This window comes from Streptomyces sp. NPDC017940 (genome assembly GCF_044328435.1).
Classification (GTDB): Bacteria; Actinomycetota; Actinomycetes; order Streptomycetales; family Streptomycetaceae; genus Streptomyces.
Window position 1 is genome coordinate 536,805 of sequence record NZ_JBIRHJ010000002.1, and the last position, 12,616, is coordinate 549,420.

Sequence of the window (12,616 nt, forward strand, 5' to 3'; positions counted from 1 at the left end):
GCGGATGGTCACTGCCCCATCGTCAGGCCGTCCTTGCCCGCGCCCCGGCTCAGGACGACGCCCCGGATGCGGTCGCGCAGTCCACCGACGTCCCGGCCGCGGTCGAGGGCGGCGTTGAGGTTGACGACGCGGCCCGCGTCCGTGTCGAACCAGAACGGCACGAACTCCGCCTTCGCCACCTTCCAGCGGCCACCGGGCTTCTCGGGGGCGGCGAAGGTGAAGCGGCCCGCGGTGCCCTGGTTGCCGCGCGGGTCCGCCGCGCCCGCGTGGTTGATCATGGCACCGGCGATCTGGTCGCCCATGCCGTAGACGACCCAGGTCCCGTTGACCTTCTCGTAGGCCTGCGGGACGTGCGCGTGGGTGCCGATGATGAGGTCGACGTCCGGTCGGCCCGCGGTGCGCGCGGCGGTCAGCCGCCTGCCCAGGTCCAGCTGCTGCCGGTCGGGGGCGTCCTGCCACTCGGTGCCCCAGTGCAGGGACACGACCACCACGTCGGCGCCCGCCCTCCTCGCCGCGCGGGCGTCGGAGAGGACGCGGTCCCTGTCGATGAGGTTCACCGACCAGGGCTTGCCCTGGGGGAGCGGGATGTCGTTGGTGCCGTAGGTGTAGGCGAGCTGGGCGACCTTGGCGCCGCCCGCGCGCAGCCAGGCCGGGGAGCGGCCCTCGGTGGCCGTGCGCCCGGAGCCCGCGTGTGCGACGCCCGCCCGGTCCAGGGCGGCCAGGGTGCGGTGGATGCCGTCCGCGCCGTCGTCGAGCGTGTGGTTGGAGGCCGTGGAGCACGAGTCGTAGCCCGTGGTCCGCAGCGCCCGGGCCACGTGCGGCGGCGACTTGAAGGCCGGATAGCCGGTGTAGTCGCCGGGCGGCCCGTACACCGTCTCCATGTGACAGATCGCCAGGTCCGCGTCGGCGACCACGGACCTGGCGCCCGCCAGCATGGGCGCGAAGTCGTAGCCGTCGCCGCCCGCGTCGGCGTGCGCCTGCCGGATGATCGAGGCGTGCGGCAGCACGTCGCCGGAGGCCACGAGCGTGAAGGCGCGGGCGTCGTTCGCGCCGCCCGCCGCGGACGGCGCGGACGCCGGATGCCGGGCGGCGGACGCCCGCTCGTGCTCCTTGTCCCGCTCGGACGGCTGCTGCGCGGTGCAGCCTGCGGTGGCGCCGACCAGTGCGGCGGTGAGGACGGCGAGGGCCCGGTGCGCGCGCCGGGTGCCCCGGGTGCGGCGAGTGCGGCGGGCGGGCCGTGCGGGGCGGGTGCGCTGTGTCATCGACCGGACTTCCGTATGGGGAGATTTTCGTTAAAAACGATCCACATACGAATACAAGGGTGAGTCAAGGAGCAATGGCCTGCAATTCACCGAAATAGCGTCAAACTCTTCACCCGGTGAGCCGAAGAACACAGCCGCCGCGACCTGCGGTGAAACCGTAGGCCGGGTCAAGGCTCGGTAAAGCGCCTTGCTCGGTACCCCTGTTGGGTAATCGGCTGTCCTCATCCGTGTTCCGGGGTGGGGGGCCATGAGCCGGTGACGCGTACACACGGAGCACAGGAAGGCGGAGCGTGATGCTGCACGAGAGCACGGACGGCGCCCAGGGCCCCGACGGGGACGAGCTGACGGTCCCGATGGCGTGGCTGTACGCCGAGTACATCGCGGACGAGTTGCTGCGCACCGGCGACCTGATGCCGCCCACGTCGTTCGAGTACCGGGCCGGGCGCGACGCCCTCGCGCTCACCATCTTCCTGTCGGACACGCGCGGGGAGCTGTCCGGCATCCGCGTGGTCTCGCAGCTGGAGACCTGGCTCTCCCTGACGGCCCACGACCAGCCGTGGCAGGAGTGGGTGCGCGAGCGCATGGACGGCCTCGGCGCCGACGTCGCGGCGGCGGGCGGTCCCGCGCCCGATCTCGTGCTCGCCGAGGCGGCCTGGCGCTGGCTGGAGGAGACCGAACTGCTCGCCCCGGACCTGGACGCCGTCCCTGGGGACCCGGACCCGTACGCCGGGTACGGGGACGACGACGAGGACCACGTGCCGAAGGTGTGGACGGCCGCGTGGCAGCTGGGCCTTCCGCTCGGGCATCTGGCCATCCAGCTGTTCTGACCACGGGCCGCTGCCTGACCGGGGTTTCTTACTCGCGGGGGCCTACTTGAGGAAGCGGGACGTCCGGCGGTCGGCCAGGGGCTTGCCGCCGGTCTGGCAGGTGGGGCAGTACTGGAGCGACGAGTCGGCGAAGGACACCTCGCGGACGGTGTCGCCGCACACCGGGCAGGGCTCCCCCGTGCGCCCGTGCACACGGAGGCCGGACTTCTTCTCCGACTTCAGACGGGCCGCGGCGACGCCCCGCGACCGCTCGACGGCCTCCTCCAGGGTCGAGCGCAGCGCCGCGTACAGATGCTCCGTCTCCTGCGCGGAGAGACTCCCGGCGAGCTTGTACGGCGACATGCGGGCCGCGTGCAGGATCTCGTCGCTGTAGGCGTTGCCGATGCCGGCGATCAGGCTCTGGTCGCGCAGCGCGCCCTTGACGCGGCGCCGCTCCCCCCGCAGCAGCTCCGCGAACCTCTCCGGCGTGAAGTCCGCGGCCAGCGGGTCGGGGCCCAGGCGGGCGATGCCGGGGACGGTGGCGGGGTCCTCGGTGACGTACACGGCGAGCCGCTTCTGGGTGCCCGCCTCCGTGAGGTCGAAGCCCGCCCCGGTCTCCAGGGCCACGCGCAGCGCCAGCGGGCCCTTGCCCGGCCGGGGGACGCCGCCCGGCAGCGGGTCCTTCCAGTGCAGCCAGCCCGCGCGGGCGAGATGCGTGACGAGCCGGGGTCCGCCGGTGTCGACGGCGAGGAACTTGCCGTACCGGGCGACGCCCGTGACGGTTCTCCCTTCGAGCGCGGTCACCGGCGGGTCGTACGTCTTCAGGACGCTGATCGCGACCGGCAGGACCCGTACGATCTCGTGCCCGGTCAGCTCCTCGTCGAGGAAGTCCCGCAGGGCCTGTACCTCCGGCAGTTCCGGCATGCCTCGTTCACCCTCCGTCCGTCGCGCCGCGCGCGGGCACCACGAACTCGCACCACACGCACTTGCCGCCGCCCCGCGAGTCCACCCCCCACACGTCCGCGAGCCGGTCCACGAGCAGCAGTCCGCGCCCGGACACCCCGTCGTCGGAGGCCTCGCGGAGGCGGGGCAGCGCGCTGGAGGAGTCGTCGACGTCGACGCGCAGCCGCCGGTCGGCGGCGGACACCACGCGCAGGGTGACGATCGCGGGCCCGTCGGTGTGCATGAGGGCGTTCGTGATCAGCTCGTCGGCGGCCAGCTCGATCTCGTCGGCGCGGTCGCGGGCGCCCCAGGCGCGTACGGCGGCCCTGATCATGTGCCGTGCCTCGGCGAGTGCCTCGGGGTCGTTCGGGGCGACGTGCTGCTGGAGCCTGCCGCCGGAGCGTGGCGCGTCCGCGGTGCGGCGGCGCAGCAGGAGCAGTGCCGCGTCGTCGTCGCCGCGGCGGTCGTCGACCCGGCCGCACAGCCGGTCGGCCAGCTCCTCGAGGTCGTGCGGGCCGACGGCGACGAGCTCGGCGAGGGCCTGGGTGCCGTCGTCGAGGTCCTCGCCGGGCTCCTCCACGAGGCCGTCGGTGTACAGCAACAGGGTCTGGCCGGGGTCGAGTTCGACGGTGGCCGCGGGATAGTCGAGCCGCCCGAACTCGGCGGAGAGGCCGAGCGGCAGGCCGCCCTCGACGGGCACGCGGCGGCAGGTGCCGTCGGTGAGCCGCAGCAGCGGGTCGATGTGCCCGGCGCGCACCAGCTGCACCACACCGGTGCTGAGGTCGGTCTCGGCGTACAGGCAGGTCGCGAAGCGGTCGGTGTCCAGCTCGTGCAGGAAGCCGGAGGCGCGGGCCATCACGGTGGCGGGGGTGTGGCCCTCGGCGGCGTAGGCGCGCAGCACGATGCGCAGCTGGCCCATGACGGCCGCGGCGTGCGTGTCGTGGCCCTGGACGTCACCGATGACGGCGCCGACCCGGCCGCCGGGCAGCGGGATCACGTCGTACCAGTCGCCGCCGATGTCGCGGCCGAGTGCCGCGCTGCGGTAGCGCACGGCGATGTCGGCGCCGGGCACGCCGGGGATGGTGCGGGGCAGCATCGCCTGCTGGAGGCCCTGGGCGAGGTCCTTCTCCTGCTCGTACAGCATGGCTCGCTGGAGGCTCTGCGCGATGCTGCTGCCGAGCGCCACGAGGACGGTGCGCTCCTCCTGCGTGAAGCCGGTGCGGTCCTGGTAGAGCAGGCCGAGCACGGCGAGCGGCTTGGCCTGGGCGATCAGCGGCAGATAGGCGGCGGAGGTGATGCCCAGGTGCGCGATGTGCGGCCACAGCTTCGGGTAGGAGGAGGCGAAGTCCTGCGGTGTCTCGATGTAGCGCGGTGCCAGCGTGCGCACGGCCTCGCTCATGGGGTACTGCTCGTCGACGCGGGTGAGCCGGGTGCCGGGTACGTAGCCCTCCGGCGGCCCCTCCGCGACCAGGCGGATCCTGCCCGCCTCGACCAGACCCATGACCAGGTGCGACGCCCCCAGGTGCGCGAGGCCCCTGGCGTCGTTCAGGACGTCGATGACGTCGGCGACGGTGCGGGCGTGCGCCAGGGCCGCGGTGGTGCCCTGCACGACGCTGGTGCGGCGGCGCCGGTCCGCCTCCTCCTCGACGCGTTCGCGGTGCGCCGTGCTGTCGCTCAGCTCGCGGGTGGCGTCACGGATGACCCCCACGATGCGCCGCGGCCGCTCGGAGCCGTCGTGCAGGACGTGGCCCTGGGTGTGCCGCCAGTGCATGCTGCCGTCGCGCAGCCGTACCCGGAAGTACGCGCCGTAGCCGACGTCGCCGCTCTTGATGGCCTGGGACACCTGGACGTCCAGGCGGTGGGCCTCGCCCGGCGGCACCCGCACGGCGAGGCACTGCGGCCGGTTGTCGAACTCCTCGCGCCGCATGTCGAAGAGGGCGAGCCCGGCCTCGTCCAGGAGCAGCACATTGGACCCGAGGTCCCACTCGAAGCTGCCCATTCCCAGGCCGGGGCCGTAGGACTCCAGGAAACAGCAGGTGGGGCCCGAGTGAGCGGATGCACAGCCGCCGCAGCGCCGCAGCGCCGCCTCGACACCTCCCGTGCCCGCGTCCATGCGCCAACGCTAGGCGCACCCTCGGTCGGCCGCATGTGGACGGCGGACCGGCGGGCGGGCGCACCACCCGGTGCTCCCGGTCCACTGGTCGCGCCCGTCCGTGACGCGCTTCCTTCGCTCTCCTGCCCACAATGGAGCAGTGGATGGTTCACGGCGGACTCCTACTGGCTCAGCCGTCTCGTCCTCCAGCGGATGCTGGCCGCGCTGTACCTGGTGGCCTTCCTGGGCGCGGCGCTTCAGTTCCGCGCGCTCATCGGCGAGCGGGGCATGCTGCCGGTGCCGCGGTTCGTCGCGCACATGCCCTTCCGCCGGGCCCCCGGCCTCTTCCACCTGCACTACTCGGACCGGTTCTTCGCGCTCTGCGCCTGGGCGGGCTGCGCGGTCGCGGTGGCGCTGCTCGCGGGCGCCGACGGGCTGCTTCCGCTGTGGGGCGCGATGCTGCTGTGGTTCGTGCCGTGGGTGCTGTACCTGTCGATCGTGAACGTGGGGCAGGTCTGGTACGGCTTCGGCTGGGAGTCGCTGCTGCTCGAGGTCGGCTTCCTCGCCGTGTTCCTCGCGGGTGACGACGTGGCGCCGCCGGTGCTCGTGCTGTTCCTGCTGCGCTGGGTGCTCTTCCGGGTGGAGTTCGGCGCCGGGCTGATCAAGCTGCGGGGCGACGCGTGCTGGCGCGAGCTGACCTGTCTGTACTTCCACCACGAGACACAGCCCATGCCGGGGCCGCTGAGCTGGTTCTTCCACCGGCTGCCGCGGCCGCTGCACCGCGTCGAGGCGGCCGCCAACCACGTCACCCAGCTCGTCGTGCCCTTCCTGCTGTTCACTCCGCAGCCGGTCGCGACGGGCGCGGCCCTGCTGATGATCGCCACCCAGCTGTGGCTGGTGCTCTCCGGCAACTTCGCGTGGCTGAACTGGCTGACGATCGTGCTGGCCGTCGGCGCCGTCGACTTCACCCGCCTGTTCGGCGGCGCGGCGGCCCCGCCCGCGGACCTCGCCGCCCCGCCGCTGTGGTACGAGGTCCTCGTCGTCGCCGCGGCCGCGGCCCTCGTCGGCCTCAGCTACCGCCCGGCCCGCAACCTGTTCTCGCGGCGGCAGCTCATGAACGTCTCCTTCGACCCGCTGCGCCTGGTCAACTCCTACGGCGCGTTCGGCAGCGTCAGCCGCACCCGGCGGGAAGTCGTGATCGAGGGCACGGCGGACGCGGTGCCGCGGGCGGACTCCGTGTGGCGGGAGTACGAGTTCAAGGGCAAGCCCGGGGACGTACGGCGGCGACCACGCCAGTTCGCACCCCATCACCTGCGCCTCGACTGGATGATGTGGTTCGCCGCCCTCTCCCCCGCGTACGCCCGCCCCTGGTTCGGCCCGTTCCTGGAGCGGCTCCTGGACGGGGACCGGGACACGGTCCGGCTCCTGCACCGGGTGCCGTTCCCGGCCGCCGCCCCGCCCGCGTACGTACGGGCCGTGCTCTACCGCTACGAGTTCGCGACGTGGCGGGAGCTGCGGGCTGAGGGGGTGTGGTGGCGGCGGACGTATGTGCGGGAGTTCTGGCCACCGACACGGCTCTCGTCGCCGCGCGAACCGGGACCGTGATCGCATTCTGCGGCGCGTCGCTGTTCCGGTCAGCGGAACAACCGTTGTCCGCCGCCGTCCGGCCCCGGCACAGTCGACGGGCCCGCGCCTCTGTCCGCGCGGGCGGTTCCACGACCGAGGGGGCACACCATGAAGGCGTCACGGACACGGACACCACGCACGGCCGCTTCGCTGAGTCGCCGTCGGGTGCTCGGCCTGGGCGCGGCGGCGGTCGCTGCGGCGGGGGTGCCGGGGCTCGCCGCCCCGGAGGCGTACGGCCTCGCGCCCGCGAGAGGCCGCGCGAGCGACGGCAGCACGTACATGGCCTGGCGCGGCCTCGGCGGCGACCAGCGGGTCTGGTGGAACGGCGTGCGCAACGACGGCGGCTGGACCGGCCCGCAACCGGTGCCGGGCGCTCTCAGCAGCGGCGGCGTCGCCCTGGCCGGGCCTTCCGGCGGGGCCCTGCACATGGCGTGGAAGGGTGTGGAGGGCGACGAGCGGATCTTCTGGAACCGGCTCGACGGCACGACCTGGACCGGGCCGGAGCCGGTGCCCGGCGCCTTCACCAAGGTCGGCCCGGCACTCGCTCCGTACGCGGGTGTCCTCATGGCGTGGCGGGGGCTCGGCGGGGACCAGCGCATCTGGTGGAACAGCCGGTTCGGGCGCTGGACGGCACCGCAGATCGTTCCCGGCGCCCTCACCGGTTTCGGTCCCGCCCTCGGCGTCGACCACATCGGCACCTACGGGGTGGCGCGCATGGCGTGGCGGGGCGCCGACGGGGACGAGCGGATCTGGTGGAGCACCTACCGGGGCGGCGACAGCGGCACCAACGACTGGACCGGCCCGCAACCGGTGCCGGGCGCCCTGAGCAGCGCGGGGGTGGCCCTGACCGGGGTGCCCGGTGGCGGCATGCACATGGCATGGAAGGGCGCCGGGGGTGACGAGCGGGTCTGGTGGAGCCGCCTCTACGCGGGCTCGACGGCCTGGACGGCTCCCCAGCCCGTGCCGGGTGCCTTCAGCAGCGTCGGCCCGGCGCTCGCGGTGCACTCCGGCTCGGTCTACATGACGTGGAAGGGCGTGGGCGGGGACGAGCGGATCTGGTGGAGCAGGTTCCCCGCCACCACGTGGACGCCTCCGCAGCCGGTCGACGGCGCCCTCACCGCGTTCCGCCCGGCGCTGGCGACCATAGGCAACTGAGGCGGGGCCAGGTCCGGGCCTGCGCCCGGACCTGGCGGTCCGTCTCCATGGCCTCAGTCGACGTCGACGTCGTCGAACAGCTCCAGCATCCTTGTCAGTACATGGACGCAAGCCGTCACGTCGGCGTCGGTGAGGTGGCCGCCGACCTGGCGCAGGAGTATCTGCTCGCGGTCCACGACGGCGGTGACGGCCGCGGTGCCCGCCGCGGTGAGGCGGATCAGGGACGACCGTTGGTGGGCCGGGTTGGGGATGCTCTCGACCAGGCCGTGGGAGGCCGCGTCGTTCACCATGCGCTGGACGAACTGGCGGCTCAGGGACTGTGCGCGGCCCAGTTGCGGGACGGTCATGGGGCCGTGCTCGCGCAGCAGGACCATGACGGCACGGGTGCCCACGGAGAGGCCGTCGAGCGGCGCGGCCAGCTCCACCTTGCGGTGCACGCGCCGGTACAGGGGGCCCACCAGGTCGAAGACCTCGGTGAGGCGGGCGGCGAGGTCATCGGGGGCGAGCGGTTCCGCGGCGTCGGTCACGGCGCCAGTATGACACCGTAGGTGTCAAGCGTCCTGTCAACATGACACCTTGGTTGTCAAAGTTGGGGGGAGGTGACACCTTGGTTGTCATGATGGATACCCACACCCCCGACGTGCTCTTCCTCGACACCGCCGACGGCCCGCTCGCCTATCGCGACACCGGCTGGGGCGCCCCGCTCGTCCTGCTGCACGGCGGCTTCGTGGACCACCGCATGTGGGACGACCAGATCGCGCGCTTCTCCCGGACCTTCCGCGTCATCGCCCCCGACGCCCGCGGCCACGGCCGGTCCGCTAACGCGAGCGTGCCGTTCCGCCAGACCGACGACCTGGCCGCGCTCCTGCGCCACCTGGACGTCGGCCCGGCCGTCCTCGTCGGGCTCTCGATGGGCGCGGGCATCGCGGTGGACACCGCCATCGAACACCCTGATCTCGTCCGGGCCCTCGTGGTCAGCGGCGCCGGGACCAGCGAACCCGAGTACGACGACCCGTGGGTGAAGGCCATCCGGGCGGAGTGGGCACGGGCGGCGGCCACCGGTGACGCGGCGGCGTTCGCCGCGGCGCACCTGCTGTTCGTGCCGGGGCCGCACCGCACCCTCGACGACGTGGAGCCGAGCGTGGTCCAACGGGTGCGCGACATGGTCACGCACACGTTGAGCAAGCACACGGGCGCGGAGCCGCCGAAGATCGTGCCGGTCACCGACACCTGGGCCCGCGCCGCGGAACTCGACGTACCCGTGCTGGCCCTGAGCGGCGCCGTCGACTCCGCGGACTGCCTGGCCATGGCCGAGCGCCTCGCCTCCTCCGTGGCGGACGGCCGGACGGTCACCCTCGAGGACTGCGCGCACTACCCCAACATGGAGCGCCCCGACGCCTTCAACGACGCGCTCCAGACGTTCCTGGACCAGCTGGCCGCAGACGCGGTCGCCATGTACGGCAGGTGAGGGCACCGCGCGCGACCGGGTCCGGTGCGGCGGGCACGGAAGGGGCGCACGGAAGTGGCCGCCCTCCGTACCCGCCGCGGACGGACCCGCTCAGGCTCGCGCCACCCGCAGCGTCACCAGCTCGAACGGCCGCAGCGACACCGTGAGGACGGCACCGTCCCGCTCCGGGGCCACCGCCCCGTCGAGCGGCCGCTCCAGAAGGTCCGTCACGGCGACGGACCCGGCCTCGAAGCCGAGGGTGAGCGTCGTCCTGGCGCGCCCGCCGTGCGCCTCGTGGAAGCGGACCACCACGTCCCCGCTGCCGTCGTCGGCGAGCTTGACGGCCGTCACGACCACGGCGTCGTCGGCGACGGCGACCAGTGGGGCCACCGCGTCCGCGGCACCCGTGACACGGCGTTCCGGCAGGTTGATGCGGTACCCCTCACGCACGGCGTCGACGATGCCCGCCCCCGGCACCAGGGCGTGCCGGAACCGGTGCACCCCCTGGTCGGTCTCGGGGTCGGGGAACCGCGGCGCCCGCAGCAGCGACACGCGCACCGTCGTGGTCGTACCGGCGTCGGCGTCCCGCACGGCACGGGTCACGTCGTGCCCGTACGTCGAGTCGTTGACGAGGGCGACACCCCAGCCGGGCTCCTCGATGTGCAGGAAGCGGTGGTTGCACGCCTCGAACTTGGCCGCCTCCCAGCTGGTGTTGGTGTGCGTGGGCCGGTGGAAGTGGCCGAACTGGGTCTCCGAGGCGTACCGCTCGGCGTGCACGTCGAGGGCGAAGGCCAGCTTGAGGAACTTCTCGGTCTCGTGCCAGTCGACCTCCGTGTCGATGTCGAGGCGCCGCTCGCCCGGCGCGAGGGTCAGGACCTGCGTCAGCCGGGAGGACCCGAACCGCCGCACGACGCGCACGGAGGCCCCGTCGCACGGGACGACCTCCACCACGTCCGTCAGGTCGGTCACGGAGTGGCGGTAGAACTCGTCGACGTCCCAGGCGTCCCACATGTTGGGGAAATCGGCGTGCAGCTGGGGCAGGTTGGCGGCGGCACCGGGGGCGACGGTCTCGCGTCCCGCGGCGATGTCGTACGCGGAGACCACGAGGCCACGGGTGTCGATCTCCACCCGCAGCAGGCCGTTGTCGAGGAGGTAGCCACCGTCGGCGCGCGCGGCGATCGCCGACTCGCCGACCGCCACCGGCAGCGCGGCACCACCCGCGGGCACGCCCTCGCGGGTGTGCGGCGCGGAGTTGAAGACCAGGGTGCTCGCGCCGTCACCCGCCAGGGCCCGCTGGGCCGCGGTGATGATCGCGTCGAGTTCGGCCGCCACCGCCGCGTAGGTGGCGCGGGCCTCGCGGTGCACCCAGGCGATCGACGAGCCGGGCAGGATGTCGTGGAACTGGTGCAGCAGCACCGTCTTCCAGATCCGGTCGAGGTCCTCGTACGGGTAGGGGAATCCGGCCCGGACGGCGGCCGTCGCGGCCCACAGCTCGGCCTCCCTGAGCAGGTGCTCGCTGCGGCGGTTGCCCTGCTTGGTGCCGGCCTGGCTGGTGAGGGTGGCGCGGTGCAGCTCCAGATAGAGCTCGCCGACCCATACCGGCGCGTTCGGGTACTCCGCCTCGGCCTTCTCGAAGAACGCGGCCGGGGTCTCCCACCGCACGCTCGCCGAGCCCTCGAGGTCGCGCATCCGGGCGGCCTTGGCGATCATCTCGCGGGTCGTGCCGCCACCCCCGTCACCCCAGCCGGTCGGCGCGAGCGAGTGCCGTGCGACCCCCTTGTCCTTGAAGTTCCTGGCCGCGTGGGCGATCTCGCTGCCCTTCATGGAGCAGTTGTAGGTGTCGACGGGCGGGAAGTGCGTGAAGATCCGGGTGCCGTCGATGCCCTCCCACTGGAAGGTGTGGTGCGGGAACTTGTTGGTCTGCGACCACGAGATCTTCTGCGTGAGCAGCCACTTGGACCCCGCCGCCTTGATGATCTGCGGAAGCCCCGCCGCGAACCCGAAGGTGTCCGGCAGCCACGCCTCGTCGTTCTCGACGCCGAACTCCTGGAGGAAGAACCGCTTGCCGTGCACGAACTGCCGCGCCATGGCCTCGGAACCGGGCATGTTGGTGTCGGACTCGACCCACATGCCACCGGCGGGGACGAACCGCCCGTCCGCGACGGCCTTCTTCACCTTCGCCCACACCTCGGGCCGGTGCTCCTTGATCCACGCCCACTGCTGTGCCTGCGACATGGCGAACACGAAGTCCGGCTCGTCGTCGAGCAGCGCCGTCATGTTGGACGTCGTACGCGCCACCTTGCGCACCGTCTCGCGCAGCGGCCACAGCCAGGCGGAGTCGATGTGGGCGTGCCCCACGGCGCTGACGCGGTGCGCGGAGTCGTGCGCGGGCGCGGCGAGCACGCCTTCGAGCGCGGCGCGCGCGGCGGGCGCCGACCCGTTGACGTCCTGGAGGTCGACGGCGTCCAGGGCGCGGTCGACGGCCCGCAGGATCTCGTGCCGGCGGCCGGAGTCCTCGGGCAGCTCCTGCATCAGCTCGCCGAGCACCTCCAGGTCGACGACGAGCTGCCACACCGTCTCGTCGAAGACGGCGAGGTCCATGCGCTCCAGGCGGTACTGCGGTTCGCTGCCCGCCGTCTCCTTGTCGCCGAGCTGCGTCGGCAGGAACGGGTGGTAGTCCAGGATCACCGGGTTCGAGGCGGCCTCGATGTGCAGGCACACCTCCTCGCCGCCCTGCGCCGGGGCGGCGATCCGCACCCACTGGTTGCGCGGGTTCAGGCCCTTCACCGGGGTGCCGTCCGGGTGGTACACCAGGCCCTCGCACTGGAAGCCCGGCATGTTCTCGTCGAAGCCGAGGTCGAGGATCGCCTCGACCGTCCTGCCCGCCCACTCAGCCGGGACCGTGCCCGTGACCCGGAACCAGCTGGTGCCCCAGGGCGCGCCCCAGCGGGCGCCCACCTCGGTGGGCCCCGGCTTCGCGGCGATGCCCTCGGCCACCGGTACCGGTTCGCCCGGGGCGTTCCAGACGGCTACGTCCAGGGGGACGGAGGCGGGGTATACGGCGGGGCGGATGCGTTCGTCGAGGACGCGCTTGAGGCGGCCCTCGACCAGGCTGCGGTCGTCGTGCATGTGGGGTCTCCGTGTTGTGGGGTGCGGGGTGCGGGGTGCCGGGTGCGGTGGGTGGTGCGGTGCGGGTGGGTGGGGCCTCGCGGGGGCGCCCCAGTCCCGCCCCTTCACCGAAACCGGGGCTCCGCCCCAGACCCCGTTGTCGGCCTGCGGCCTCGTC

At 73.1% G+C, this 12,616-nt stretch carries 9 protein-coding genes; 4 read left to right on the forward strand and 5 right to left on the reverse strand.

All coding sequences use genetic code 11. The features are described from left to right. Nucleotides 1–8: 8 nt before the first annotated feature. Nucleotides 9–1,262: a CapA family protein gene (locus tag ACH4DX_RS07960; protein ID WP_398154443.1), complete on the reverse strand. Its 1,254-nt coding sequence runs from the start codon at nucleotides 1,260–1,262 to the stop codon at nucleotides 9–11. A 293-nt stretch (nucleotides 1,263–1,555) separates the two neighbouring features. Between ACH4DX_RS07960 and ACH4DX_RS07965 the strand changes: the two genes are divergently transcribed. Beyond that, nucleotides 1,556–2,089 (forward strand): hypothetical protein, encoded by a 534-nt coding sequence (locus ACH4DX_RS07965; RefSeq protein ID WP_398114419.1) that lies wholly within the window; start codon nucleotides 1,556–1,558, stop codon nucleotides 2,087–2,089. A gap of 42 nt (nucleotides 2,090–2,131) precedes the next feature. Here ACH4DX_RS07965 and ACH4DX_RS07970 read toward each other — a convergent pair whose 3' ends face one another. Continuing rightward, entirely contained in the window at nucleotides 2,132–2,992 is an 861-nt protein-coding gene (locus ACH4DX_RS07970) for an Fpg/Nei family DNA glycosylase (protein ID WP_398114421.1), read from the reverse strand. A 7-nt stretch (nucleotides 2,993–2,999) separates the two neighbouring features. After that, complete coding sequence (locus tag ACH4DX_RS07975) at nucleotides 3,000–5,009, reverse strand: SpoIIE family protein phosphatase (protein ID WP_398116024.1); 2,010 nt, start codon at nucleotides 5,007–5,009, stop codon at nucleotides 3,000–3,002. A gap of 306 nt (nucleotides 5,010–5,315) precedes the next feature. Here ACH4DX_RS07975 and ACH4DX_RS07980 point away from each other — a divergent pair, with 306 nt between their 5' ends. Further along, nucleotides 5,316–6,707: a lipase maturation factor family protein gene (locus ACH4DX_RS07980; protein ID WP_398154755.1), complete on the forward strand. Its 1,392-nt coding sequence runs from the start codon at nucleotides 5,316–5,318 to the stop codon at nucleotides 6,705–6,707. 129 nt (nucleotides 6,708–6,836) lie between these two features. After that, on the forward strand, nucleotides 6,837–7,883 hold the full coding sequence (locus ACH4DX_RS07985) for a hypothetical protein (RefSeq protein WP_398154444.1): 1,047 nt from the start codon (nucleotides 6,837–6,839) through the stop codon (nucleotides 7,881–7,883). Between the two features lie 53 nt (nucleotides 7,884–7,936). Here ACH4DX_RS07985 and ACH4DX_RS07990 read toward each other — a convergent pair whose 3' ends face one another. Continuing rightward, nucleotides 7,937–8,410, reverse strand: a complete 474-nt coding sequence (locus ACH4DX_RS07990) for a MarR family winged helix-turn-helix transcriptional regulator (RefSeq protein WP_398154445.1) — start codon at nucleotides 8,408–8,410, stop codon at nucleotides 7,937–7,939. Nucleotides 8,411–8,499: 89 nt separating this feature from the next. On the opposite strand from ACH4DX_RS07990, the gene ACH4DX_RS07995 reads away from it, so the two are divergent. Continuing rightward, a complete protein-coding gene (locus ACH4DX_RS07995) occupies nucleotides 8,500–9,351 on the forward strand; it encodes an alpha/beta fold hydrolase (protein WP_398114434.1) in 852 nt (283 codons plus the stop codon). A 90-nt stretch (nucleotides 9,352–9,441) separates the two neighbouring features. Here the strand turns inward: ACH4DX_RS07995 and ACH4DX_RS08000 are convergent, their stop codons facing one another. Next, the gene (locus tag ACH4DX_RS08000) at nucleotides 9,442–12,459 is read right to left on the reverse strand and encodes an alpha-mannosidase (RefSeq protein WP_398154446.1); all 3,018 of its coding nucleotides are present in this window, start codon (nucleotides 12,457–12,459) and stop codon (nucleotides 9,442–9,444) included. Nucleotides 12,460–12,616: the final 157 nt, after the last annotated feature.